The organism is Pseudomonas sp. LH1G9, from assembly GCF_002949975.1.
GTDB lineage: Bacteria > Pseudomonadota > Gammaproteobacteria > Pseudomonadales > Pseudomonadaceae > Aquipseudomonas > Aquipseudomonas veronii.
Genome location: NZ_CP026880.1, coordinates 1,616,638 through 1,640,608, shown reverse-complemented (window position 1 = coordinate 1,640,608; position 23,971 = coordinate 1,616,638). Strand labels below are relative to the sequence as shown.

Genomic DNA, 23,971 nt, shown 5'->3' with positions numbered 1-23,971 from the left:
GTTGCTCTAACATGTGACCCGTACCCCGCCATCGCGCATCAGTACAAGTAACTCGCCGCACGGTCAGCCCAGCCGACGGCACTCACTTGATTGGGCATTTAGAGAGAAGACCCACATGAACGCCCCGCTCCGCATCAACGAAGCTCTTTTGATCGCAGACCGTGCCTTCCAACCCTTCCAGTGCGTGGCCTGGCACGATGGCAACGGTGCCCTCAGCCTGAGCGTCATCGACCGCACCAATACCCGCATCGGCACTAAACAACTGTCGTCGAGCGCGTATACCGACCCGGCACAACTGGAAGATTTGTTGTTGCAGGCGCGCGCCGAGCTCGATAAAGATGGCTACCAGTTGCAGTCCTGGGCCATGCCGAAGTAATCCGAAACTGCAACTTGCGAGCACTGTGTTGTAAAAGACAGGGCTCGCAAGTTCAGTATTAAACGCCGATGGTCTAACTTGGCGTATCGAACACTTTGTGTGGCACCTTGAGAATAAACCGCTCGATCGCTTGTGCCGCACCGTCTTCGAGATTGCTGCCGGTGACCACATCCGCCTGGCGCTTGACGGGCTCTTCAGCCTGCCCCATGGCAATCGACAATCCGGCCACATGAAACATTGCCGGGTCGTTGCCACCATCGCCGATCACTGCAGTCTGTGCCAACGGCACTCCGAGGTGCGCGGCCAAGGTTTTCAAGGCCTCGCCTTTGTTGGCTTTCATGGCGGTCACATCCAGGTAGATCGGTTGCGAACGCGAGACCTGGGCCAAGCCCTGCACCTTGGGCTGCAATTGCGCTTCCAGCTCCATCAATAATTGCGTGTTGCGACTGGCGGCGACGATCTTGTCGACCCGATCCAGGTACGGTTCAAAACTCTCCACCACCAGCGGCCCATAACCCAAGCCAGCGGTTTCAACTGCCACCATGGGCCCAGGCGGATCGCGCCGCAGCCATTCACCATCGGCAAACAGCCAGACTTCCACGTCCGGCTCGCCGGAAAACAGCGCCAATGCCACCAGCGCCGCCTCCGCCGGCAGCCGGTGCGCGACCAGCACGCTGCCGTCAGGGTTGACCAGTGTGCCACCATTGAAGCCCGCCACCGGCACGTCGATGCCAAATGCTTCGACCATATGCATCATGGCCTTGGGCGGACGCCCGCTGGCCAGGCTGAATAACACGCCGGCTTCACGCAAGGCGCGAACCGTTGAAAGGGTGCGTTGGGTCGGGGTGTGATCCGGGCGCAACAAAGTGCCGTCCATATCACTCAACACAAACCGGATGGGATGCTTCGCAGTATCACTCATCCGAGCGAGTGCCAGGCACGGCCATCGCGGGCCAGCAACGCATCGGCCGCCGCCGGACCATCTTCACCGGCCTTGTAGGCCTGGATGCCGTCGTCTTCCTTCCACGCATCGAGAAACGGCTGCACCGCACGCCAGCCGTTTTCGATGTTGTCGGCGCGCTGGAACAGGGTCTGGTCGCCGGTCATGCAGTCGTAGATCAAGGTTTCGTAACCCGTCGACGGCTGCATTTCGAAGAAGTCTTCGTAGGCAAACCCCAACTCAATGTTGGCCATGTCCAAGGTCGGCCCAGGCCTTTTCGCCAGCAGGTCGAACCACATGCCTTCGTTGGGCTGGATCTGGATCTTGAGGAACGTGGGCCGCAGCTCATTCACTTCGGTGTCGCGGAACTGCGCATAAGGCGCCGGCTTGAAGCAGATCACGATCTCGGTATCGCGAATGCTCATGCGTTTGCCGGTGCGCAGATAGAACGGCACACCCACCCAGCGCCAGTTGTCGATCATCACTTTCAGGGCGACAAACGTTTCGGTGCTGCTGTCGGGCGCGACGTTGGCCTCGTCGCGATAACCGGGAACCGGCTTGCCACCAATCTCTCCGGCGCTGTACTGGCCACGCACCGAATTGGCCCGCGCATCCTCTGCGGACCAAGGGCGCACGGCACCGATCACCTTGGCCTTTTCACCCCTCACAGCGTCGGCACCAAACGCCGCCGGCGGTTCCATGGCGACCATTGCCAACAGCTGGAACAGGTGATTAGGCACCATGTCACGCAGGGTGCCGGTTTTTTCGAAGAAATTGCCCCGGGTTTCCACGCCGACGGTTTCGGCGGCGGTGATCTGTACGTGGTCGATGTAATGGTTGTTCCAGAACGCCTCGAACAGCACGTTGGAGAAACGGCTGATCAGGATGTTCTGTACCGTTTCCTTGCCCAGGTAATGGTCGATGCGATAGATCTGCTTCTCGCTCATCACCTTGAGCAAACAGGCGTTCAAGGCTTCGGCGGTGGCCAGGTCGGAACCGAACGGCTTTTCGATCACCACGCGGCGGAAGTGATCGTCGCTCTCCGTCAACAAACCGGCACTGCCCAGGCGCTGCACCACGTCACTGAAGAAGCGCGGCGCGGTGGCCAGGTAGAACACCGCATTGCCGGTGCCGCTGTCGGCGATTTTTTCGGCGATGTCCGCGTAGGTGCTGTCGTCGAGGAAATCACCCTCGACGTAGCTGATACCTTTGGCCAACTGCGCCCACAGCTGTGGGTCCAGTGCGTTGTCGGCATTGCCCTTGACCTTGCTCGCGGCTTCGGTGCGAATGAAGTCCTCGAGTTTCTTGGCAAAGTCAGCATCGCTGATGGCGTTGTGATCAACGCCGACAATGCGCAAGCCATTGCCCAGCAGCCCGTCACGACTCAGGTTGTACAGCGCCGGCATAAGCAGGCGCTTGACCAGGTCGCCGTGGGCACCAAACAGAAACAGCGTAGTGGGAGGAGCGGGTTCGGCCTTGGGTTTCTTGCCGTTGGCGGTCATTTTTTGGACGTCTCCACGTGACCACCGAAGCCAAAGCGCATGGCAGACAACATCTTGTCACCGTAGGTGCTCTGCTGGCGCGAGCGGAAACGCGCAAACAACGACGTGGACAGCACCGGCACCGGCACGGCTTGTTCCATGGCGGCTTCGATGGTCCAACGGCCTTCGCCGCTGTCGGCAACCGAGCCGGAGTAGCCCTCGAGTTTCGGGTCGGTGGCCAAGGCGTCGGCGGTCAGGTCCAGCAGCCAGGACGACACCACGCTGCCACGACGCCAGACTTCAGCGATATCGGCAACATTCAGGTCGAAACGTTGGTCTTCTGCGAGGTTTTCCGAGTTTTTGGTCTTGAGGATGTCAAAGCCTTCGGCAAACGCCTGCATCATCCCGTACTCGATACCGTTGTGAATCATCTTCACGAAGTGCCCCGAACCTGCAGGGCCGGCATGAATGTAACCGTGCTCGGCGCGGGGGTCTGCGGCGGCCGAGCGGTCCTTGGTACGGGGGATGGAACCCAGGCCCGGCGCCAGGCTGGCGAAGATCGGATCAAGGCGCTGTACAGTCGCGGCGTCGCCGCCGATCATCATGCAGTAGCCACGCTCCAGGCCCCAGACGCCGCCCGAGGTGCCGACGTCGACGTAGTGCAGGCCTTTTTCCGACAGGGCCTTGGCACGACGCACGTCGTCCTTGTAGTTGGTGTTGCCGCCGTCGATGATCACGTCACCGTGGTCCAGCAGGTCGCTCAGTTCATTGATGGTGTTTTCGGTGGGGTCGCCTGCCGGCAACATCACCCACACGGCGCGAGGCTTCTGCAGCCCGGCGACCAGCGCCTTCAAATCGGCAACGCCGGTGGCGCCCTCTTCGCTCAGGCCTTTGACAAATGCTTCGTTACGGTCGTAAACAACGGTGGTATGCCCATTGAGCATCAGGCGCCGCGCAATATTACCGCCCATGCGGCCTAGTCCAATAATCCCCAGTTGCATGTGCTGATGCTCCTAACTACTAAAAATGTGTGACATAGTTTATAGCGCAATGAGGCTAATGAGGGTTAGTTCAGAGCGGATCGGTATAGTTTCATGAGAAAAAGTAGCCAGCATTTCACCATTACCGCCGCAAAAGTCACACGACCGCCAAAAATAAAAAAGTTCCCTTGATACATAAAAGAATCCAGAATTGCTTCCGACTGATGCCCAGAACCTCCAATCATGCGTTCTGGCACCGCGATCTACCGGCTATTTGCGAGGTAAGCAATGAGCACAGCACAGATGACCCGCCCGCCACAGACCCTCTACGTCAGCATCCGTCGCGACGAGTTGCGCCAATTGAAGGCCGAACGCGACCAACTGCAACAGGAAGTCTTGCGCCTGCGCTCGCACCTGCAAGGCCAGCTGGATCAGCCTTCCAGCACACAGCCCGCCCTCTGCTGAGCGGTTTTGTAAGGTAACTCCTACAAAAAACTCACAAAGTTTTCACATCTCCTTCACGATACTCGCGCCCGAAGGGCCGCCTTACACAAGGGCGGCCTCTGCTGCGTGCGTCCCTGCGCGTCAGCTGAAAAATTATCGGGTTGGAGCGCTGGATGGCGATGTTCAAACGCAGCACTACGTCTGCGAAAGGTTTTGATTGGGCCGGCCTGGGTTGGCTGTTCCTGTTCTTCTGGTACTTCTCGGGTATTACCCAACTGCTGATTCAACTGACCGGCACTTCCGGTTTCAGTGGCTTTCGCCAAGCCTTCTTCATGAGTGCGTTGTGGTTGGCGCCGATGTTGTTATTCCCGCGCCGTACTCGCCTGCTGGCCGCCTTGATCGGAGTGGTGCTGTGGGCTTGCTCCATGGCCAGCCTGGGTTATTTCTTCATCTATCAGCAGGAATTCTCCCAGAGCGTCATCTTCATCATGTTCGAGTCGAACATTTCTGAAGCGGGCGAATACGCCACCCAATATTTCGCCTGGTGGATCGTGCTGGCATTCATTGCCCACACCGCCTTCGCCATCTTCCTGTGGACGCGCTTGCGCCCGGTTTACCTGCCGCGCGGCCAGTCGATACTGGCAGCGGTAGCCATTGTGCTGGCCGTCGTCGGCTACCCGTTGGTCAAGCAGATCGCCACGAGCGAAACCATGGAACTGGCCATCGACCGCTTCGAAACCCGCATCGAGCCGGCTGTGCCGTGGCAGATGATCGTCGCCTACCGCCGCTACACCGAGCAACTGGACAACATGCAAGGCATGCTGACCAGCGCCAGCCAGATCCCGCCGTTGAAAAACCTCAAGGACAGCATGGCCGGCCAGCCTTCGACCCTGGTGCTGGTGATCGGCGAGTCCACCAACCGCCAACGCATGAGCCTCTATGGCTACCCGCGCAATACCACGCCGGAGCTGGACAAGCTGCGTGACCAGTTGGCCGTGTTCGACAACGTCATCACCCCGCGCCCCTACACCATTGAAGCGCTGCAACAGGTGCTGACCTTCGCCGACGAAGAGAACCCGGACCTGTACCTCAAGACGCCGTCGATTGTCAGCGTGATGAAACAGGCCGGTTACAAGACCTTCTGGATCACCAACCAGCAGACCATGACCAAGCGCAACACCATGCTCACGACCTTTTCCGAACAGGCCGACGAGCAGGTCTACCTGAACAACAACCGCAACCAGAACGCCCGCCAATATGACGGTGACGTCCTGGCGCCATTCGCCAAGGCCCTGACCGACCCCGCCGAGCGCAAGCTCATCGTGGTCCACCTGCTGGGCACGCACATGAGCTACCAGTACCGCTATCCGCCAACCTTCGAGAAGTTCACCGATCGCCAGGGTGTTCCGGACGCTATCACCGATGCCCAGTTGCCGATCTACAACAGCTACGACAACGCGGTGCTGTACAACGACTTCGTGGTGTCGAGCCTGATCAAGGACTACGCCAAGACCGACCCCAACGGTTTCCTGCTGTACCTGTCGGACCACGGTGAAGACGTATTCGACTCCGCCGGCCACACCACCCTGGGCCGCAACGAAGGCAAGCCGACGGCGCCGATGTACACCATCCCGTTCATGGCCTACGCCTCACCGAAATGGCGCGAAACCCACGACTGGAAATTTGCCGGCGACCTGCAACGGCCCTACAGTAGCTCGCAGTTGATCCACACCTGGGCCGACTTGGCCGGCCTGAATTTTGATGAGCTGGACCACAGCAAAAGCCTGGTCAGCGACAGCTTCAAACCGCGCCCGTTGTTGATCGGCAACCCCTATGAGCGCCAGCAGAAAGCGCTGATCGACTTTGGCCTGATCAAACCGAAGACGGCCGAAAACGACGGCGTGGCACTCAAGTAAATACCGCCTTGTAACAGAACGATAACAATCATTCTCGTTTACACCTAAAGTTCCACGCCTCCTTTCGTCTTTGAGCCAAGGCCTTTTCATACTGAGAAGGCCGCAAAGACGACAAGGAGTCTTCCGCGATGTTCGCGCCCTTTACCCGTTCCATGACCGTTACCCTCGGCCTGTTCAGCCTGGCGCTCAGCCCGGAACTGCTGGCTGAAACCGACCCCGAACAGACACCCGCCACCGCCCTGGAGCTGGGCAGCACCCACATCAGCGCCGAAGGCCTGGGCGCCAATACCGAGCACACCGGGGCCTATACCACCGGCTCGATGAGTACCGCCACCCGGCTGAACCTGTCGATCAAGCAAACGCCTCAATCCATTTCGGTGGTCACCCGCCAACAGATGGACGATTTCAATCTCAATACCCTGACCGACGCTTTGCGCCAGACCACCGGCGTGACGGTCCAGCATCTGGATTCGGACCGGGCCGGGTATTCCTCCAGGGGTTATTCGATCAATAACTTCCAGGTGGACGGCATGCTCAATACGTTCGGGCGCATGAAGTCCGACTCGGACACCATCATCTACGACCGTATCGAAGTAGTACGCGGCGCCACCGGCCTGACGACCGGTGCCGGCGACCCCTCGGCGACCGTCAACATGATCCGCAAGCGCCCGACCGCGCAATGGCAAGCCAAGACCGGCGTCAGCGGCGCCAGCCATGACAACTACTACAGCTACCTGGATGTGGGCGGCCCGCTGGCCTTTGACGGACGGCTGCGCGGGCGCACGGTGATGGCTTACCGTGACAGCCAATCCTTTCGCGACAACTACGCGCTGCAACGGGAAGTCGGCTACGGCATTCTGGAGGCCGACCTGACGGACGACACCGTGGTAGCCGTCGGCTTCGACTACCAGAACAAGCACGTGCAAGGCAGCTCCTGGGGCACCCTGCCCTACTGGAACAGCGACGGCAGCAAGGCCCGCCTGTCGCGCTCGGCCAACCTCGCGGCCGACTGGAGCTCCTGGCCCCTGAAGGACAAGACCACCTTCGCCTCCATCGATCACACACTGGCGACGGACTGGCGCCTGAAAGCCGCCTACACCCATCGGCAAAGCGATACCGACGGCAAGGTGTATTACGGCGGCGCCGGTTTTCCGAATGCCGATGGCAGCGGCATGACGGCCTGGACCAACCAGATGGTCGGCACCTCGAAAATGGATGTGGTCGACTTCAACCTGGCCGGCACCTACGCGCTGTTGGGGCGCGAGCATGCGTTGATGCTGGGTTATGGCGAATCCGAGCAGCGCGACACGTCACCCTTCCAACGTTTTGCAACGCCCCAAGGCTACGAGACCATCGAAGACTGGAAACACATGGGCGGCATCGGCAAATTCCCCGACCGCACCACCGGCCTCAAGGGCGAACACAGCAGCAAAAAACAAAAGGCCGGCTACCTCGCCACACGCTTGAGCTTGACCGACACGCTGCATGCGGTACTGGGCAGCCGCTATGGCAGCTGGGAAATCGAAAGCGCCTCGCCCACGTACAACCTCGACAATCAATTGACCGCCTCAAGCAAATCCAGCCAGACCCACACAGACATGTGGACACCTTACGCGGGCCTGCTCTACGACCTGACGCCGGAATACACGGTGTACGCCAGCTACACCGACATCTTCAACCCGCAGGACGAGCGCAACGCCAGCAAGCAATACCTCGAACCAGTGGTCGGCAGTAACTACGAAATCGGCCTTAAGGGCAGCCTGCTCAACGAGCGTTTGAACCTGGCCACCGCGTATTTCTGGAGCACCCAGGATAACGTCGCCGAACTCGACAATGCGGCCCCGCCGGACCCGATCACCCGCGAGCAGTTCTACAAATCCGGTGGCAAGGGCAACAAGGTGCAGGGCTTTGAAGTGGAGGTGTCCGGCGAAGTCATGCCGGACTGGAACCTCACGGCGGGCTACACCTACACCCATTCGCTCAACGGCGATAAACAACGCAACAACACTGGCCAGCCGATGAATATGCTGAAGGTGTCGACAGCCTATCGTTTACCGGGCGAATGGCGCGGGTTGACGGTGGGCGGCGCGGTGAACTGGCAGAGCGACTTCTACGACTTCGCCGAACGGCCGATCGGCGGCCGGGACCAAGAGGGTTACCTGCTCACCGAATCCACCAAGATCACCCAACAGGCCTATACCGTGGTCAACCTGATGTCGCGCTACCAGTTCGACGAGCATGTTTCGGCTTCGGTTAACGTCAATAATCTATTCGATGAAAAATATTATGAACGCGTCGGTTTTTATAATGGCGTGTACTGGGGCGACCCGCGCTCGATAACCTTGGCTCTCGACTGGAAACTCTAACCGCCCTCCGCCGAAGTTAACAACATTGTTAACTTCGGGAGTTCTCCACGTTAATACCCACTTAATAAGCTGCCCGCACAATCGCCCCATGAATCTGATCAAGGACCGAGCGGATACCGACCACACTGAATGGGAACACCTTGATGAAACCCTCGATTTTGATGCTTGCCGGCCTGCTGACCCTGACTTCCGCGGCGGCTTTTGCAGAAGGCGGCTCGGAGCGCTCGAAGGAGTTCTACAATAACTTCACCTTCACGCAGCAGAAACTCCACGGCAGCAATGAACAAACTGCCTCCGCTGACGGTAAAACTTTAAAGCGCGACACAGCTGATCAATCCAGCACCGAGGCACAACCTAAAAGTTAAGTTAACTTTTATTTAACTCGCATCACCCTGTGCCAATCCGCTCTGTTGGCAAAGGTTAACTTGGCGCCATTCAATGGCGCCTTTTTTTGCCTGTGCCTTATTACAGTGGTTTGTTCCAGAACAACATACGCCCATGGGCCGGATCAAATACCGAGTCGTCAAAACCGAACTTGCGGTACGCCGACTGCGCCACAGCATTGCCCTCGAGCACTTCCAGGGTGATCTTGCAGCAGCCACGCTGACGGGCGATTTCCTCGACCTTCTGCAGCATTTTCTGGCTCAGCCCCAGGCCCCGGAACCGATTCATCACGGCGACATCGTGGACATTGACCAGCGGACGACAGGCGAAGGTGGAAAACCCTTCAAAGCAATTGACCAATCCCGCAGGCTCGCCGCCCACGAATGCCAGGACACTGAACGCATGCGGGCGCTTGGCCAGTTCAGTCGGCAGTTGTTGCAACAGGTCGGCGGGCAGGCTGTGGCCGCCCCCCATTGGGTCTTCAGCGTAATGATTGAGCAGCAGGGCAATGGCCTCGGCATGCACAGGATTGGTGTAGCTGGCTTGCAGCACCAGGATTTCAGGGGTATCCATTTCCGTCCTCGATAACGACAAACAAGGGAATCAGTTCCCTTTGAGGAGGACGATTGTAAGCGTGGAGCAGGCGCCAGATGAAGGAGATTAACTACAAATAGCTGCCGGAAGGCGCGAAGGTTACCCGCATCAAAAGCGGCCATAGGACTTGCACCAGGCTTTTTCCTACCCACCAAAGCGCTGCAATTGCATCTCCTGCAAGCGACTCAAGGTTCGTCGGAAGGGGAATTCCAGATAGCCTTCGGTGTAGAGGCTTTCCAACGGCACTTTAGCCTCGATGAACAGCGGCACCTTGCGGTCATAGCATTCATCCACCAGGGCGATAAAGCGCCGCACGCTGTCATCGTGTACTGACAACTCGGGCAATTCGCGATCACCGGCCGCTACTCGCTGGACACCGTCCTCGGTGCCTCGGGCAATCCGTCCCGGTCGCTTTTGTGCGCTCAGGTTGGGGACCTCACCCAACAGGATCGCCTTGAAACGATCACACAGCAGCATGAAATCCATCGCTGCCAAAGGTTGCTCGCACAGGTCGGCATACCGGCACCACAACACCGTGTCGCTGGCCTGCACCGCCACGATGCAACGATGACCGACACTGATCGGGCCATGGCGCACCGCTTGGCCCTCGCTCAATTGCTCGAACACCGCCGCCAGCGCATCCGGCTGATCGACCCAATAACGTTGCACGCCGACACCCGGGTGCAAGCGATGGTCTTCGCCACCGTCCACCGCCACCACTTGCATGTGCTGCTTGATCGCCGCAATGCCCGGCAGGAAACGCTCGCGATTGAAGCCACCGGCGTAGAGCTGTTCGGGCGGTTGATTGGAGGTGCAGACCATCACCACACCTTCTTCGAACATCACCTGGAACAAACGGCCAAGGATAATTGCATCACCGATGTCACTGACGAACAACTCGTCAAAACACAGCACACGCACCTCTTGGGCCAGCTCACGGGCCAGCGCTTGCAACGGGTCATGGGTGCCGGTGAGCTGGAACGAACGCTGGTGTACCCAACCCATGAAGTGATGGAAATGCTGGCGCCGCGCAGGCACGCGCAGACTCAGGCAAAACTGGTCCATCAGCCAGGTTTTACCCCGGCCCACCGGGCCCCAGAGGTAAACCCCGAGAATCGGCGAACGCCCTTGGTGCAAGGCTTGGTGGCAGGTCTGCAGGGCATCCACCGCACGGCGCTGGGCATCGTCGGCGACGAAGCCCAGTTGGGTGGTGGCGTATTGATAAGCGGCGAGCGGCGAGTCGAAAGTCATGCGCGCCATTATGACTTACAAGGAGATATCCAACCGTGAAATCTTGCCCTGTTCGTTCAAGCGAAAGGTATAGCGCAGCTCCAGCGGACTGCCGGGGAAGTTGCCGGAAACCACATTGCTGACCAATACCTTGCCGGTGCGATGCTGCACGTTGAGCACTTCGACCCTGGGCTGATAACGCTGCGCGGTGTCTTCCATCCAGCGTGCGATGGCGGCGGTGCCGACCTGATGCGCGCCCTCATCGAACACGTTGGCGTCGTCAGCAAAACAATGGGCGACGGCCGAAGTGTCGCAGGCATTGGTTGCCGCAATGTAGGCGGCGATGGCCGGGGCCAGATCAGCGTGGGACATGGCACAGCTCCTTTGTGATGAGTTATGACGCCATGCTAAACCAGGGCTGTGTCAGTTTTTGTCAGGAGTGAACGGCGAGGAATGCTGCTGCTCCATCAACTTGCGCCAGCCCCGCAACCAATCACTGCGGCGCCCCGGATAGCGCTCGCCGCGGGACTCGGCGGCAGCCACGCGATCGGTGCGAAAGGTGCGATACGCGTCTCGCAGTTCGCACCAGGCCACGATCACCCGCACCTCATTGAGAAAGCCCAGCGCCAGGGGCCAGATCAGCCGCTGGCTCTGGGTCTGGCTCGCGTCGGCGTAATCGATGTGCAGCTTGGCCTGGTTGCGAATGGCTTCGCGAAACACATTGAGCGGTACGCGGTTTTCCGGGTAGCCGAACCCTGGCGGGCCAGGTAGCAGCGTCGGGTTGCGTAACGCTTCCTGGGCGGCGGGGTCCAGCACGTCGGCAATTTTTGCCAAGGCGTTGGCCGCGGCATGGCTCAAGACATCGTCGCCACGCTGATCCACATAGCGCAGACCAAGCACGATGGCTTCGGTTTCCTCGGCGTTGAGCATCAAGGGCGGTAAAAACAGCCCGCTGCGCAACACATACCCAACTCCGGCCTCGCCAAAAATCGGTGCGCCCAGCGCGGTCAATTCGGCGATGTCGCGATACAGCGTGCGCTCGGACACCTCCAACTGCGCCGCCAGTACGGCAGCGGTCACCGGACGCTTCTTGCCCCGCAGAGCCTGGAGCAAAGTCAGTAGACGAGTGGTACGCGACACGTTGAGCCCATCAAAAAAAGAAAGTGGCACAGCTTATCAGAGCACCCTGTCAGAAAATGTCAGCAGCCGCTCGGCCGCCGATTATCCGGGACGAAAAAAAACGGCCTGTCGGCCGTTTTTTTAATTGCGTGGTTTACGCAAGGCTCTTGCTGACCACCTCGAACACATCGCTCGACAGTTCACCGGAAGCTCGAATACGCTCCAGTTCCGCCTTCATCAGCGCCTGCCGCGCGCTGTCGTATTTGCGCCAGCGGGTCAACGGCGCCAATTGGCGCGAGGCGATCTGCGGGTTGAAGCCGTTCAACTGAATCACCAGGTCCGCCAGGAAACGATAGCCCGAGCCGTCCGCGGCGTGGAAGTTGATCAGGTTCTGCCCGGCAAACGCGCCCACCAGTGCACGCACTTTGTTCGGGTTCTTGATGGTGAACGCCGGATGTTCCATCAACGCCTTGACCCGCGCCAGCCCGCCCGGCAACACGCTGCCGGCCTGCACGCTGAACCACTGGTCCATGACCAGCGGGTTGTCCTTGAAGTTCTCGGCAAACACCGCCAAGGCCTTGGCTTTTTCCGCCTCGAACGGCGAATTCACCAACACCGCCAACGCGGTCAGGCGTTCGGTCATGTTGTCGCTGGTGTCGAACTGGTCCAACGTCGCCGCCAGCACTTGCGGCTTGCCGCTGAGCATCAGGTACGACAGCGCAATGTTCTGCAAGGCACGCCGGGCAAAGTGCTCGGCAGCCGCTACATACGGGGTTTGCTTGGACAGTTCGCGGTTGGCCTGGTAGCGCAGCCACAAGCCGTCGAACAACTGGTCGGCCAGTTGCTTGCGGGCGAATTCACGGGCGGCATGAATGGCGTCGACGTCGGCCACTTCGCTGATTTCCGTCAGGTAGGCCTCACCCGGCAACGAGAGCATTTCGGCGACCATCGCCTGGTCCAGGCTTTCGTCGCTCAATACCGTGCGCAGAGCGTCGATCAGGCGCTGATCCAGCTTCAGCGGCTGACCCGCCTGGTACTGGCCGATCAGCTCCTGCAACACCTGCACCGACAGTTGCTGGCCGGCATCCCAGCGATTGAACCCGTCGCTGTCGTGCTGCATCAGGAACATCAACTGATCACGGGTGTACGCAAAGCTCAGTTTCACCGGCGCCGAGAAACCGCGCAGCAGCGAAGGCAGCGGCTGTTCGTTGATATCGACGAAGGTAAAGGTCTGCTCGGCCTCGGTCACTGAAATCACGCGGGACGTGCCGGCAGCACTTGCCTCACCGGCCAGGCGCAACGCGACAGCGGCGCCCTTGCCGTCCAGCAGGCCCAATGCCACTGGAATCACGAACGGCAGCTTTTCCACCTTGTCCGGGGTTTCCGGGCAGCTTTGGCGGAAAGTCAGGCTGTAGGTTTTGGCCGCAGCATCGTAGGAATCACTCACCGCCAAGCGCGGCGTACCGGCCTGGCTGTACCAGCGCTTGAACTGGCTGAGGTCGGCACCGTTGGCGTCTTCCATGGCCTTGATGAAGTCGTCGCAGGTCACGGCCTGACCGTCATGACGCTCGAAATAGAGGTCGCTGCCTTTGCGGAAGCCTTCGGCGCCGAGCAAGGTGTAGATCATACCGACCACTTCCGAGCCCTTTTCGTACACGGTCAGGGTATAGAAGTTGGAGATCTCGATAAAACTTTCCGGGCGCACGGCGTGGGCCATCGGGCCGGCGTCTTCGGCGAACTGGTGAGTGCGCAGGTACGCCACATCCTGAATGCGCTTGACCGTGGCCGAGTTCATGTCCGCAGAGAAGCCCGAGTCGCGGAACACGGTGAAGCCTTCCTTGAGCGACAGTTGGAACCAGTCGCGGCAGGTCACGCGGTTGCCCGACCAGTTGTGGAAGTATTCATGCGCGACGATAGCCTCGACCCGCTGATGCGCGGCGTCGGTGGCGGTTTCGGCGCGGGCCAGCACGGCGCTGGAGTTGAAGATGTTGAGGCCCTTGTTCTCCATGGCACCCATGTTGAAGTCGTTGACCGCGACGATCATGAAGATGTCGAGGTCGTACTCGCGGCCGTAGGTTTCTTCATCCCAGCGCATGGATTTTTTCAGGCTGGTCATGGCGTGCTGGCACTTGTCGATATTTTCCGGCTCGACATAGATACGCAGCGCCACGGAACGGTTGGTCATGGTGGTGAAGCTGTCTTCGACACACCACAAATCACCGGCCACCAGCGCGAACAGGTACGCCGGCTTCTTGAATGGGTCTTCCCAGGTCGCCCAGTGGCGGCCGTCTTCGCCAGGACCGCTGGCAATCGGGTTGCCGTTGGACAGCAGCACCGGGTAGCTGTGTTGCTCGGCGATCACGGTGGTGGTGAAGGTACTCATCACATCCGGACGGTCGAGGTAGTAAGTGATCTTGCGGAACCCTTCGGCCTCGCACTGGGTGCAGAACATGCCGCCGGACTTGTACAAGCCTTCGAGGGCCGTGTTGGTTTCGGGGTGGATCTTGACGCTGGTGTCGAGGGTGAAGGTCTCACTCGTGGGCTGCACGGTCAGGTGGCTGTCGGTCAACTGGTAGTCAGCGTCCGTCAATTCCCGGTCAGCCAGGTTCACGCTCAACAGTTCGAGCTGCTGACCGTCCAGCACCAGCGGCGGCAAGCCGGCGCCACGTGCGGGGTTACGGCGCATCACCAGTTGCGCGTGGACCAGGCTGTGGTCCTCGAACAACTCGAAGGTCAGGTGCGTCTCGTCGATCAGGTAGTCCGGCGCCTGATAGTCCTTCAGGTAAATCATCTTCGGTTGTTCGGTACGCATGGGTGGCATCCTTTTACTGATGCACGGCGAGCTGGTAGGCCGTGTACTTGCGAATATTGATGACCCCGGTGTCGAAGATCAGGTATTGGCCCTTGATCCCCAGCAGCGTGCCTTCGGCAATTGGGTTCTTGTCCAGGTTGAAGCTGACGATCTTGGTCGGATACTGCTCGATCGGGTAACGGATTTCGATCGGTTCAATGTCGGCAATCGTTTGGATGGCTTGTAGGCCAAAGCGTTCCTGCAAACTCGCCAGGCCCTCGGCGCAAGACGCGAACAACTCATCGCGCACCTGCTTGAGGTCAACCGATTGCGCATCGCCCTTGAGCAAGGCACGCCAGTTGGTCTTGTCGGCGACCTGGCTGCGGAACAGGTCTTCGACGAAACCGGACTGCTGGCGCGTGGACACCCGCACGATCGGCAGCGCCTGGCTGGCGCCCTGGTCGAGCCAACGCGTGGGCAATTGGGTGGCGCGGGTGATGCCGACCTTGATCCCCGACGAATTGGCCAGGTAGACCACATGGTCGGTCATGCAGAACTGCTCGCCCCACGCCGGATCACGGCAGGTGCCGGCGGCGTAATGACAACGCTCGGGACTCATGATGCACAGGTCGCACTGAGCCAGCTTGGTCATGCACGGGTAGCAATAACCCTGGCTGAAGCTGGTCTTGGTCTTGCGGCCGCAATGGCTGCAATGGATCGCACCCAGGTATTCCAGGCGCACATGGGTACCGATCAACGGGTTGACCGGCACCTCGGTATCGCCCAGACGAAACGCATATTGAACGGTCGGCACACCGAGTTGCGCCGACATTTTGCTGACTGCACCGCGACCGATTTCAATCAATGGATCGCGTCCGACTTGAACAGGATGTTCGGCACCGTGGTCGACTTCGATTCACACTCCTGCGTTCCCATGTAGCCGGTGCGCTGGTCTTCCGGCAGGTTCTGGATCTCCCAGGCGATCATCGCTTGCAGCGACAGCTCCCGCTGCTCGGCGGTGAGCTTGCGGCCATCAGACCATTTGCCGATTTCCACGGCGAGCTTGAGGCTCCGGTAGATGTCCGGGGTGATGTTTTCGATCATTTCAGCAAAAGAGGACATTCAGGCTCTTCCTTAACGAATAGTGGATTTGCGACGACTGTATAAACCGCCCAACAAGCCGGTCAGGCAACCGATGGCCAGGCCGCCGACATGGGCGGCATTGGCGATTTCGCCGAAACCGATCATCGAGACCAGCCCCGACAGGCACAGCACCAACCACACCAGCATCATCACCAGCACCCCACGGGGCAGGCGATAAGCCGGGTTGGGCGAGATGAGTTGATAGATCCAGCAATGCCCCAGCAGCCCATACAAGACGCCGGACAAGCCACCAAACAGGCCGGGGCCGCCATACAGGTATTGAGCGAAATTGGAGGCCAGGCTGAACAACAGCGTCAGCCCCAGCAGGTTGATACTGCCCTGGCGCGCTTCAATACGCCGCCCCAGCTCCCAGTACCACATGCCATTCATGGCCAGGTGCAGGATGCCGAAGTGGATCAGCATCGGCGTGACCAGCCGCCACCACTGGCCCGAGGCCAAGGTGTCGGCCAACGGCGTGAACTGGATGTACTCACCCATCACCCGAAACGGCAGGAAGGTCAGCCAGCTCATCGCTTGCAGGTTTTCACCGAGCAAGGTCACCGCGCCGACGATCAGGCTCGCCAGCAGCACCAGCGCCGTCACCGGGCTATGGCGCACTTGCTGAACAAACCCCGGACGCGTGACCGCTGCCTGCTCCGGAATATCCAGTTGTTGGTCCGGATCGCCGGCCGGAAAACGTTGATACAAGACGCGCACATCGTCGCTGATGGTCTCGGGCACCCACAACACCTGCTCGCCCGCTTCTTCACTGACGCGATGGGGCACCTGCATGCGTTGCAGCAGTTTGACGAAACCGCCCAGGTCGACGCTCAGCGGCAAGCGTAATACGGGCACGGCACTCATGTAATCACCTCGGGGCGCTCAACGTCGACCCATACGAATTTATGCGGATCGAGGCGGGTTTCCTGATCCAATCGATACGCCACCAGCTTGCCGTACAGCACCGCGCTGTAGTCCAGGCAGGCCAGGTTCGGACGGATCGGCGCCGGTTTGCCGCTGCGCCAGTAATGCCCGACGAACAGCACAGGCTCGTCGACGCCGTAGCGCAGCAGGGAGTTTTTTTCAGAAGACGACAACGGTGTGCGCGCCACGGGCTCCGGCAATGCATCGGGCTGGAACACGATGTCGCCGTAGGTTTTCGGGTCCTCTTCCCAGAACTTGGTGCGGAAGAACGAGCGTGTCAGGCCGTCGCCGCCGGTCAGGGTCAAACCGTCCGGCAGACGCATGTCGGTGCCGCGCAACAGGCGATCAAAGGCATTGCAGGCGAAGCTGCCCGGCACGGCGGCGGCCTGCAGGAAATGCTGATCGATACAGCCATCGGGAAAAGTCGCGCGCAGCGGCTGGATAAACCCGTCATCCCAGCACGCATGCACCACACGGAAACGCCCGGCGTCAACGAACAGCGGCATGTCATAGAACCAGCCGAGGAAGTCGTGCCAATCGGCCGGGTGATCCTCGAATTGGGTCAGGGTCTCGTGGATCAAGCGCTCATGCCGCGGGGTGTGCTCGCGCACGAACTGCTTGCCGCTGCCCGGTGGCGCGGGCGTGGCCCAGCCCAGGGCGTTGAACTCGTGGTTGCCCATGATGCACAGCGCCTGCCCGGCCTCGGTCATGTCGTGGACAATGTGCAGCGCCTCGCGAATCCGCGGGCCACGGTCGATGATATCGCCGAGGAACACCGCCATGCGCGACGGGTGGCGCCAGGTGCCAGCGTGCTTGTGGTAGCCCAACTGGTCGAGCAGGTGCTCAAGGGTGTGGGCGCAACCATGCACATCACCAATCAGGTCGTAGCTACGCGCGGGATCGAGCATCAGTCGCCTCCACCCCCCAAGCGGCTGCCCCAGCCCAACTTGGTGCGGCACACTTCATAGTAATTGTGGTCCAGCGGGTGGATCAGCCGCAGCTTCTGCGCTTTTTTACTCACGGTGATGGTGTCACCGGGAGCGCAGGTAAAATGGTTCTGCCCGTCGCAGGAGACTTGCGGGTAAATCTGCATGTCTTTGGAAACCACGATTTTCAGCTCACTGTTGCCATCGACCACAATCGGCCGGCTGGACAACATATGGGGGTACATCGGCACGATCACAATGGCGTCGAGCTTGGGGTGCATGATCGGGCCGCCCGCCGACAGCGCATAAGCGGTGGAGCCGGTGGGCGTGGCGACGATCAGGCCATCGGCCTTTTGACTGCATACGAATTGGCCGTCGATATACAGCTCGAATTCGATCATCCGCGTGGATTTGCCGGGGTGCAGCACGACATCGTTGAGGGCGTCGCCCTGGCCGATGGCTTCGCCGCGGCGGCGCACTTCAGCCTGCAGCAGGAAGCGGTTCTCCACCAGGTAATGGCCGTCGAGCACCTTGGCCACTTCGACTTCCAGCTCATCGGGACGAATATCGGTCAGGAACCCCAGGCTGCCACGGTTGATCCCCAGCACCGGCACGTTATGCCGCGCCAGCGCCCGTGCGGCGCCCAGCAGGCTGCCGTCGCCGCCGACCACAATCACCATGTCACAGACTTCACCGAGCATCTTGCGCGAAGAGGTTTGCAGGCCATGGCCCGGGAGGATTTCGGCGATGGTGTCTTCGAGGATCACATGCAGGTGGCGCTCGAGCAAAAACTTTTTCAGCCGGCGGACGGTGTCCAACACCTGGGTACTGCCCAGGCGACCGATAATGCCGATATTGCGAAATTGCTCCATGGGGCTCCTGCGGGATTGGGGTGTGGCAAAAAAGAACGATTATGGGCGAAAGGCCGCGTCAGGCAAAATCCTTTGTCGCCGTGAAGCCTTGATGACAACGCTTCTCAGCCACCCTCCCCTGTGTAAAAGGCTATGCTCGGACCATGACCGTGTTCCCCGACTTGCACAACCTGCCCTGCCAACTGCGCCATCCCGAGGTGCGCGACCTGGCGTGGGTGATGCTCGCCCCGCCGATGCTCGCGCAAACGCCGTGGCCGCAACGCCATCCGCTGGCCGGCAGCGACTGGGTACAGGCGCCCGACCGTCTCGAACACTGGCTGCGGCAATTGGACCAGGACAGCAGCCCCCTGCAGCATTGGCTGAACCTGGCACGCACCCGGCGCCTGGGCCTCTACTACGAACGCCTGTGGCAGTTCGCCGTGCAGCATGCGCCGGGCGTGGAACTGCTGGCAGCCAACCTGCCGATCCGCCGCGCCGGGCATACCCTGGGCGAACTGGACATGCTGCTGCGCGACCGCGAGGGCGTGCATCACCTGGAACTGGCGATCAAACTCTACCTCGGCCCGCAGGACGGCAATGGCCAGGACACCGCGCAGTGGCTGGGGCCGGGCTGTCATGATCGGCTGGATCGCAAGCTGGCGCACCTGGCCCAGCATCAGTTGCCGATTTCGGCACGACCGGAGAGCCGCGAGGTGTTGGCCGCGCTGGGCATCGCGCAGTTCGATGCCCACTTGTGGCTCGGCGGCTATTTGCTTTACCCCTGGCCTGGCCAGGCTGAACCGCCCTATGGCGCTCACCCGCAGCATTTGCGTGGGCGCTGGCTGCATCAGCGTGATTGGCGGGACTTTGTCAGCGCCAGCGCGCCCGGCCGCTGGCAGCCCTTGCCCCGACATGCGTGGCTGGCGCCAGCGCATTACCAGGCAGAAGCGGTGTGGAGCGAAGAACAGATGCTGGAATGGCTGGCGGACCTGGCACCGATGGCACCGGCTCAGTTGCTGGTGCGACTGGTTCAGAACGGCGAGGAGTGGGAGGAAGCCGAGCGGTTGTTTCTGGTGGCGGATCTTTGGCCGAATGTGCCGGGCACTCCCTGACCTGCAAGGAGCGGTTTCACCGACTCGAAGGCTCAGCCCTCATTGAGAAATATCTGTTGCGGCAACCTGAAATCGCGCAGCTTGAGCAACGCCAGCGGCCCCGCATCCAATTCAGTGCGCAGGTGCCATGTCAGGTTCAGGCCGTCGGGCGCCTTGAGGGCCAGGCGGTAGCGGCTGTTGCCGTCGTCCAGTGGCGTGACCTGGGCGTTTTCCAGCAGGCGGATCAGGCCCCAGGGGCCGGGGTAGTCGCCAAATAGCCGCTCGCCGGCATGTACGCTGGTCCAGCTGAGGCTCACGCCGGGATAGTCGCTGCGCCCCGGCCAGTTGAAACGCTGCCAGCTTTCTTTCTGGTTGAAGTACTGGTGCCGGTCGCCGTTGAGGATGAAGGTGGTTTGCACCACGTCGCGCACGGGTTTGCCTTGCAGTTCAAAGCTCAGCCCCACGCCGCCGTCGGTGTAGAGCACATCGGCCAGTTCGCTCAGTTGATTGATCGCGCTCAGAAACCGTGGGTTGAAGCGCAGGCCTTGGCTGTGGCGCGGATCGGCTACCCAACGGCTACCTTCCTTGCGCAGCACGCCGCTCAATTGCTGCTGTAAAAACTGTGCGATGCGCCCGGAGTCCGCGCGGATCATCTGCCCCAACATCGGCAACGAGGCGTCGCTGGTGGTGGCGGCAAACGGGTAGCGGCTGGCGAAGGCGGCGTTCCAATGGCTGACGATCGAGCGCTGCCAGTGGCTGTTGAGGCCCGCGGCGGAGGGTTGCAACACGCGTTGCCAGGCCTGTTCCAGCGGCTGCACGAACAGCGTCTGCGCCGCCCCGCCCCACTCCGCGCCCAGGCTGGCGGCCAGCAGGGCACCGTAGGATTGGGTATCGGTGAGGTCGATGCTGCGGCCTTGAAACACGCTTTGTGCCAGGGCCTGGGTCATTTCCAGCGGGTCGGGCGCGGTGCTGATCTGCTGCAGTTTCAAACGCACCCGTGTCACGCGGGTGAGGAAGGCCGGGAGACTGAGGCCGTCCGTGTTGGACTTGTCCAGCAGCGCCAATAACGGGCCGAAGGTCGCCGCCAGCGGCCCCGTGGCGGCCTGGGCCAACGGTTCGATCGCTGGAGCCTTGTCCGGCCCGATCAGCTTTTGCGCGGACTGCACCAGCGAGTCGGCCAGGGCCTGGGGGCGGCTGCCCGCCTGCGCCTGGTAGGCCACGCTGTTCAGCAGCGCGATCAAGGGCGATTGGCGCACGTCGCTCATCAGCGTCAATTGGTCGATTGACTCATCGAGACTCGCGGCCTGCTGCCAGCGCAGGCTGTTGAGCAGATCCTGCCAGGCGCTGGCGTAGTCCTGGAAGTAGCGTTCGGTGAGGCGGGCGCGCAGTTGGTCAGGGCTCAGGCGGGTGTCGACATCGGCGGGTTGGTCGCTGAGCACCCAATCGATTTCCTCGCGGCGCGCCTCGGCGATCGCATCGATAGCTTGGCGCACCGAGCCTTCCCAGGCCCGGCGGGTGAACACGCCGGGCACGCTGGCCTCAGTGGTGAACAGGGCCTGGGCGTCGGTGTCGCCGACCAGTTGCTGCAGGCCCAGGGCCGGGTAGTGATGGGCGGCGTCATCAAGCAGTTGTTGGTACAGATTGGCTTCGGCATTGCGCTGACCCAGTTGGCCGAGCAGGACCTGCCGGACTTGCGCGACCAGCCGTGCGTCAGTGTCGATGCGCCAAGCCGGGTTTTCCGCCAGGTGTTCAGCGTAAAACTGCCACAAAGTGGGGCCCAGGGCTTGCCAGAGGCCCGCGCGGGAAGGCTCGACTTCGCCGAGGGTTTTCACCAGCAGACTGGCGTCGGCTTTTGCCGGACGCGCCATCATCAGGTAGGCCTTGAGCTGGTCGTAAGCAGCACGGGCGCGTTCGGCGCGCTCGGGATTGTCCGGGGCCAGCTTGACCAGGGCCGTGAGCTGCTGGCGTAAAGCGGCGACGGCCGGGTCGCGGATCAGGCGGTTGTTGGCTTCGACGTAGCGCGGCCACACGGTTTCAAGCAGCGCTGGGTTTTGATTCAGGCCGAAACGCTGATACCACGGAGCGCCGCCTTGAACGCGATCATCCAGGCGCGCCAATTCGCGGACCAGTTCATGAAGGGCCTGGAGCTGTTCGTCGCCTTGTGATGCGCGTTGCAAGGTCGACAACGAGCTGTGTACCTGGGCGATCTGCGTGCGGTTGCTGATGAATGACAGCAGCAGTCCTGCTCCCCATAACGTCGCCAAACCCAGCACCAGCGCGTAGCCAACTCGCGGCATGCTCCAACCCAGCCGGCGGCCACGGGCGTTATCGCCGAGTACGCCGTGCCACACCGGGGCCACCGACCACGCCTGTTGTTGATCATGCGGCGAGCGCTGTACCGGCAGGCTGAACCACAACCCCCGCAACGGCACGCCACGGGCAAATTCGCCGGCCAGGTGCGCCAAGGTGTGACACCAACGATCAATGCCCTCGCCCTTTAAATCCCGCGACAGACGCAGCAGAAAATCATCCTTCATCACCGCGTTCATCTGCGCCAAACCCGCGCGACGCAAAGGCTCCAGCAAACGATTCAGCGCGGCGTCCAACGCCGCCGCCGAGAAGCGCGCGGGCAACTGACAGCCCACCGGCTGCGCTTTGCGCGTGTCCTGCGCCCATGCACTGCCGCAGACCTGCCAGAGAGATAACGGCAACTGCCAGCGCAAGTCACGGGCAAGGCGCTGCACCTGGCGTACACCTTTGCCCATCGCGACATCGTCGGCGGCCTGGGTTTCGTTCAGCGCCCAGACGACCCCGTCCAGCGCACGCCAGCGGCTGAGGCCGCTCCATCGTTTGAGGAAAGACTGATCCAGCGCGGCCTGGGCACTGCCGCCCCACAGCAGGACGGTGCCTTGGCCTTCGAGCCATTGGTGAGCGGCCAGGGTGGGGGCGATGGCTTCGATTTCGGTGGGTTCGCCGATGATGAGCAGCAGGCGGGTTTTGTGGCGCCAGAAGAGGCCGTAGTGCTCGCGTAGGTGCTCGCGCACTTTTACCGCATCTGGCGATGCGGGTTCCCGGGTCAATCGCGAGTTCGGCGTTTGGGTGACCGCCCTCACGACCTGCTGTGCCTGGCGAAACGCCAGACGATCCCAGGCCAGCAAAATGACCGGGCAGAACCAGCAGAGCGCGAACCACACCCCCAGCCCCCACAGCAGCAATTGCTTGAGCGGCATTTTCGGCCAGCCCAGATAGCCGCTGCACAAGCCATACAACAGACCACCGAGCAGCACCAGCAGCGTCATAATCAGCAGATAGCCCAACCCCACGCGAACCAACGAGCCCTTACCCACGTCCTTAACTGTTGCCATAAGGCACCGCCACTCCAATCGCCAATCGTTGGTTTCCATCCTGGCTCAGCCAACCACAGGGCTGACCCGTCGCCCCCGCTTGCAGCAATGCCAGGGACATCCCGATAAACGGCGCCAGGTGCGCCAGCACGCCCCATTGCCCGGCCAGTTGATGTTCGACTGCCGACCAGCCGCCCTCTACAAACGCAGCCTGGCTGGCTCGATCCAGTGCCAGGCAGGTGGTCGGCGCAGATTGCAGTCCGGCGTAACGCTGCATCTGTGCACACAGCTCGACGGGCGACTGGCTTGCAAGGTATTCACCGCGATGCACCAACTGCCGCCCCGGCCAGCTCACTCGCCAGAAGAAACCCGCTTCCCCCCCCAGCTCGCCCTCTTCGGCACTTGCCACCGACGCCACGCCGGCGCACAACAACCAGTCGTCCTCGCCACGGCAATCGCGATGGAAGGTATCGATCAGGTCATCCAAATCAGTCAGGTTCTGTAGCAGCAAACGGGCCTCGGGCAACACCACTCCCGCCCGGACCAACGCCTCAACGAAAGCAGCCTGGCCGCTCTCACCCCCCACCCAGGCAATTGCCCGCAGCTGTGGCCAGCACTCGGACAACCCCGGGAGGGCCAAGGTTAAACGGGCGAGATGCCGTGCCAGTGCAGGTTCACGCTCGCTGATCAAGCTCAGCGACAGTGGGCAACGCAACATGGGCTGTGTAGCGCCGGGTATCGCCAAGGGTGGCGAGACGCTTGTCATCAAGTTCAGGTAGTCTTCTTGCATGTCACCCGCCGGGCCGAGCAACAACACATCCTGCACCGGTAAACCCAGCGAGCGCCGTTGCCACCAAGCCTGCATGGCGGCCTCCAGCGCGCGCAGATACACCTTGCGGTTGAACAGCTCGATCTGCCACACCAACACACGCACCGCCAGGATCAGCGCCCAGCACAGCGGCAGCACCGCGCTCCACAGCCACCATTCCAGGCGCGGTTGCTCCTGGGGCCACAGCATCAGCAAAACGGCCGACTGCACTCCCCATAGCAGTGCCAACCCCAACCACCAAC

At 61.1% G+C, this 23,971-nt stretch carries 21 protein-coding genes; 6 read left to right on the top strand and 15 right to left on the bottom strand.

The window, feature by feature from the left end; translation table 11 throughout:
* The first annotated feature begins 115 nt into the window (after positions 1 to 115).
* On the top strand, positions 116 to 376 hold the full coding sequence (locus C5F70_RS07850) for a hypothetical protein (RefSeq protein WP_017848387.1): 261 nt from the start codon (positions 116 to 118) through the stop codon (positions 374 to 376).
* A 73-nt stretch (positions 377 to 449) separates the two neighbouring features.
* On the opposite strand, the gene C5F70_RS07845 is transcribed toward C5F70_RS07850, so the two are convergent.
* From C5F70_RS07845 to gnd, 3 genes are read right to left on the bottom strand one after another with little or no spacing between them, the layout of a single operon-like run.
* Complete coding sequence (locus C5F70_RS07845) at positions 450 to 1,298, bottom strand: Cof-type HAD-IIB family hydrolase (protein WP_104903049.1); 849 nt, start codon at positions 1,296 to 1,298, stop codon at positions 450 to 452.
* Positions 1,295 to 2,818 (bottom strand): glucose-6-phosphate dehydrogenase, encoded by a 1,524-nt coding sequence (zwf, locus tag C5F70_RS07840; RefSeq protein WP_017848385.1) that lies wholly within the window; start codon positions 2,816 to 2,818, stop codon positions 1,295 to 1,297. Before zwf ends, C5F70_RS07845 begins: the two co-directional genes overlap by 4 nt.
* The gene (gnd, locus tag C5F70_RS07835) at positions 2,815 to 3,798 is read right to left on the bottom strand and encodes a phosphogluconate dehydrogenase (NAD(+)-dependent, decarboxylating) (protein WP_017848384.1); all 984 of its coding nucleotides are present in this window, start codon (positions 3,796 to 3,798) and stop codon (positions 2,815 to 2,817) included. The genes zwf and gnd overlap by 4 nt, the downstream gene beginning before the upstream one ends.
* A gap of 282 nt (positions 3,799 to 4,080) precedes the next feature.
* Between gnd and C5F70_RS30535 the strand changes: the two genes are divergently transcribed.
* The 4 genes from C5F70_RS30535 (at position 4,081) to C5F70_RS07820 (ending at position 8,868) form a co-directional block, all read left to right on the top strand.
* Positions 4,081 to 4,242: a DUF6026 family protein gene (locus C5F70_RS30535; protein ID WP_017848383.1), complete on the top strand. Its 162-nt coding sequence runs from the start codon at positions 4,081 to 4,083 to the stop codon at positions 4,240 to 4,242.
* 152 nt (positions 4,243 to 4,394) lie between these two features.
* On the top strand, positions 4,395 to 6,137 hold the full coding sequence (locus C5F70_RS07830) for a phosphoethanolamine transferase CptA (RefSeq protein ID WP_104903048.1): 1,743 nt from the start codon (positions 4,395 to 4,397) through the stop codon (positions 6,135 to 6,137).
* Positions 6,138 to 6,265: 128 nt separating this feature from the next.
* Positions 6,266 to 8,503, top strand: a complete 2,238-nt coding sequence (locus C5F70_RS07825) for a TonB-dependent siderophore receptor (RefSeq protein ID WP_104903047.1) — start codon at positions 6,266 to 6,268, stop codon at positions 8,501 to 8,503.
* Between the two features lie 143 nt (positions 8,504 to 8,646).
* On the top strand, positions 8,647 to 8,868 hold the full coding sequence (locus C5F70_RS07820) for a hypothetical protein (RefSeq protein ID WP_046483715.1): 222 nt from the start codon (positions 8,647 to 8,649) through the stop codon (positions 8,866 to 8,868).
* A 100-nt stretch (positions 8,869 to 8,968) separates the two neighbouring features.
* Here C5F70_RS07820 and C5F70_RS07815 read toward each other — a convergent pair whose 3' ends face one another.
* The 10 genes from C5F70_RS07815 to C5F70_RS07770 form a co-directional block, all read right to left on the bottom strand.
* Positions 8,969 to 9,460 carry a GNAT family N-acetyltransferase gene (locus C5F70_RS07815; protein WP_104903046.1) on the bottom strand — a complete coding sequence of 164 codons (492 nt, stop codon included), beginning with the start codon at positions 9,458 to 9,460 and terminating at the stop codon, positions 8,969 to 8,971.
* Positions 9,461 to 9,625: 165 nt separating this feature from the next.
* Entirely contained in the window at positions 9,626 to 10,732 is a 1,107-nt protein-coding gene (gene zapE, locus C5F70_RS07810) for a cell division protein ZapE (protein ID WP_104904545.1), read from the bottom strand.
* Between the two features lie 15 nt (positions 10,733 to 10,747).
* Positions 10,748 to 11,083 carry a nuclear transport factor 2 family protein gene (locus C5F70_RS07805; RefSeq protein WP_017848377.1) on the bottom strand — a complete coding sequence of 112 codons (336 nt, stop codon included), beginning with the start codon at positions 11,081 to 11,083 and terminating at the stop codon, positions 10,748 to 10,750.
* A gap of 51 nt (positions 11,084 to 11,134) precedes the next feature.
* Positions 11,135 to 11,851 carry a YafY family protein gene (locus C5F70_RS07800; protein ID WP_026140198.1) on the bottom strand — a complete coding sequence of 239 codons (717 nt, stop codon included), beginning with the start codon at positions 11,849 to 11,851 and terminating at the stop codon, positions 11,135 to 11,137.
* A gap of 133 nt (positions 11,852 to 11,984) precedes the next feature.
* Entirely contained in the window at positions 11,985 to 14,642 is a 2,658-nt protein-coding gene (gene pepN, locus C5F70_RS07795; RefSeq protein ID WP_104903045.1) for an aminopeptidase N, read from the bottom strand.
* A 13-nt stretch (positions 14,643 to 14,655) separates the two neighbouring features.
* Positions 14,656 to 15,486, bottom strand: coding sequence for a DUF2797 domain-containing protein (locus C5F70_RS07790; RefSeq protein WP_104903044.1), 831 nt, complete (start codon positions 15,484 to 15,486; stop codon positions 14,656 to 14,658).
* Positions 15,483 to 15,743 (bottom strand): YeaC family protein, encoded by a 261-nt coding sequence (locus tag C5F70_RS07785; RefSeq protein ID WP_017848373.1) that lies wholly within the window; start codon positions 15,741 to 15,743, stop codon positions 15,483 to 15,485. Before C5F70_RS07785 ends, C5F70_RS07790 begins: the two co-directional genes overlap by 4 nt.
* Positions 15,744 to 15,755: 12 nt before the next feature.
* Entirely contained in the window at positions 15,756 to 16,628 is an 873-nt protein-coding gene (locus C5F70_RS07780) for a rhomboid family intramembrane serine protease (protein ID WP_017848372.1), read from the bottom strand.
* Positions 16,625 to 17,596: a metallophosphoesterase gene (locus tag C5F70_RS07775; protein ID WP_046383153.1), complete on the bottom strand. Its 972-nt coding sequence runs from the start codon at positions 17,594 to 17,596 to the stop codon at positions 16,625 to 16,627. Before C5F70_RS07775 ends, C5F70_RS07780 begins: the two co-directional genes overlap by 4 nt.
* Positions 17,596 to 18,486 (bottom strand): NAD(+) kinase, encoded by an 891-nt coding sequence (locus C5F70_RS07770; RefSeq protein WP_104903043.1) that lies wholly within the window; start codon positions 18,484 to 18,486, stop codon positions 17,596 to 17,598. Before C5F70_RS07770 ends, C5F70_RS07775 begins: the two co-directional genes overlap by 1 nt.
* A gap of 143 nt (positions 18,487 to 18,629) precedes the next feature.
* Here C5F70_RS07770 and C5F70_RS07765 point away from each other — a divergent pair, with 143 nt between their 5' ends.
* Complete coding sequence (locus C5F70_RS07765) at positions 18,630 to 19,577, top strand: DUF1853 family protein (protein ID WP_102618180.1); 948 nt, start codon at positions 18,630 to 18,632, stop codon at positions 19,575 to 19,577.
* 32 nt (positions 19,578 to 19,609) lie between these two features.
* Here C5F70_RS07765 and C5F70_RS07760 read toward each other — a convergent pair whose 3' ends face one another.
* Positions 19,610 to 22,921, bottom strand: a complete 3,312-nt coding sequence (locus C5F70_RS07760) for an ImcF-related family protein (RefSeq protein ID WP_104903042.1) — start codon at positions 22,919 to 22,921, stop codon at positions 19,610 to 19,612.
* Positions 22,908 to 23,918, bottom strand: coding sequence for a hypothetical protein (locus C5F70_RS07755; RefSeq protein ID WP_104904544.1), 1,011 nt, complete (start codon positions 23,916 to 23,918; stop codon positions 22,908 to 22,910). Before C5F70_RS07755 ends, C5F70_RS07760 begins: the two co-directional genes overlap by 14 nt.
* Positions 23,919 to 23,971: the final 53 nt, after the last annotated feature.

What these genes read in the sequence shown, in the direction of transcription:
- C5F70_RS07775 (WP_046383153.1), bottom strand. Translation starts at nt 17,596, where the DNA reads ATGCTCGATCCCGCGCGTAGCTACGACCTGATTGGTGATGTGCATGGT.
- C5F70_RS07770 (WP_104903043.1), bottom strand. Translation starts at nt 18,486, where the DNA reads ATGGAGCAATTTCGCAATATCGGCATTATCGGTCGCCTGGGCAGTACC.
- pepN (WP_104903045.1), bottom strand. Translation starts at nt 14,642, where the DNA reads ATGCGTACCGAACAACCGAAGATGATTTACCTGAAGGACTATCAGGCG.
- C5F70_RS07820 (WP_046483715.1), top strand. Translation starts at nt 8,647, where the DNA reads ATGAAACCCTCGATTTTGATGCTTGCCGGCCTGCTGACCCTGACTTCC.
- C5F70_RS07765 (WP_102618180.1), top strand. Translation starts at nt 18,630, where the DNA reads ATGACCGTGTTCCCCGACTTGCACAACCTGCCCTGCCAACTGCGCCAT.
- C5F70_RS07760 (WP_104903042.1), bottom strand. Translation starts at nt 22,921, where the DNA reads ATGGCAACAGTTAAGGACGTGGGTAAGGGCTCGTTGGTTCGCGTGGGG.
- zwf (WP_017848385.1), bottom strand. Translation starts at nt 2,818, where the DNA reads ATGACCGCCAACGGCAAGAAACCCAAGGCCGAACCCGCTCCTCCCACT.
- C5F70_RS07785 (WP_017848373.1), bottom strand. Translation starts at nt 15,743, where the DNA reads ATGTCCTCTTTTGCTGAAATGATCGAAAACATCACCCCGGACATCTAC.
- C5F70_RS07780 (WP_017848372.1), bottom strand. Translation starts at nt 16,628, where the DNA reads ATGAGTGCCGTGCCCGTATTACGCTTGCCGCTGAGCGTCGACCTGGGC.
- C5F70_RS07845 (WP_104903049.1), bottom strand. Translation starts at nt 1,298, where the DNA reads ATGAGTGATACTGCGAAGCATCCCATCCGGTTTGTGTTGAGTGATATG.
- C5F70_RS07850 (WP_017848387.1), top strand. Translation starts at nt 116, where the DNA reads ATGAACGCCCCGCTCCGCATCAACGAAGCTCTTTTGATCGCAGACCGT.
- gnd (WP_017848384.1), bottom strand. Translation starts at nt 3,798, where the DNA reads ATGCAACTGGGGATTATTGGACTAGGCCGCATGGGCGGTAATATTGCG.
- C5F70_RS30535 (WP_017848383.1), top strand. Translation starts at nt 4,081, where the DNA reads ATGACCCGCCCGCCACAGACCCTCTACGTCAGCATCCGTCGCGACGAG.
- C5F70_RS07755 (WP_104904544.1), bottom strand. Translation starts at nt 23,918, where the DNA reads ATGCTGTGGCCCCAGGAGCAACCGCGCCTGGAATGGTGGCTGTGGAGC.
- C5F70_RS07830 (WP_104903048.1), top strand. Translation starts at nt 4,395, where the DNA reads ATGGCGATGTTCAAACGCAGCACTACGTCTGCGAAAGGTTTTGATTGG.
- C5F70_RS07815 (WP_104903046.1), bottom strand. Translation starts at nt 9,460, where the DNA reads ATGGATACCCCTGAAATCCTGGTGCTGCAAGCCAGCTACACCAATCCT.
- C5F70_RS07825 (WP_104903047.1), top strand. Translation starts at nt 6,266, where the DNA reads ATGTTCGCGCCCTTTACCCGTTCCATGACCGTTACCCTCGGCCTGTTC.
- C5F70_RS07805 (WP_017848377.1), bottom strand. Translation starts at nt 11,083, where the DNA reads ATGTCCCACGCTGATCTGGCCCCGGCCATCGCCGCCTACATTGCGGCA.
- zapE (WP_104904545.1), bottom strand. Translation starts at nt 10,732, where the DNA reads ATGACTTTCGACTCGCCGCTCGCCGCTTATCAATACGCCACCACCCAA.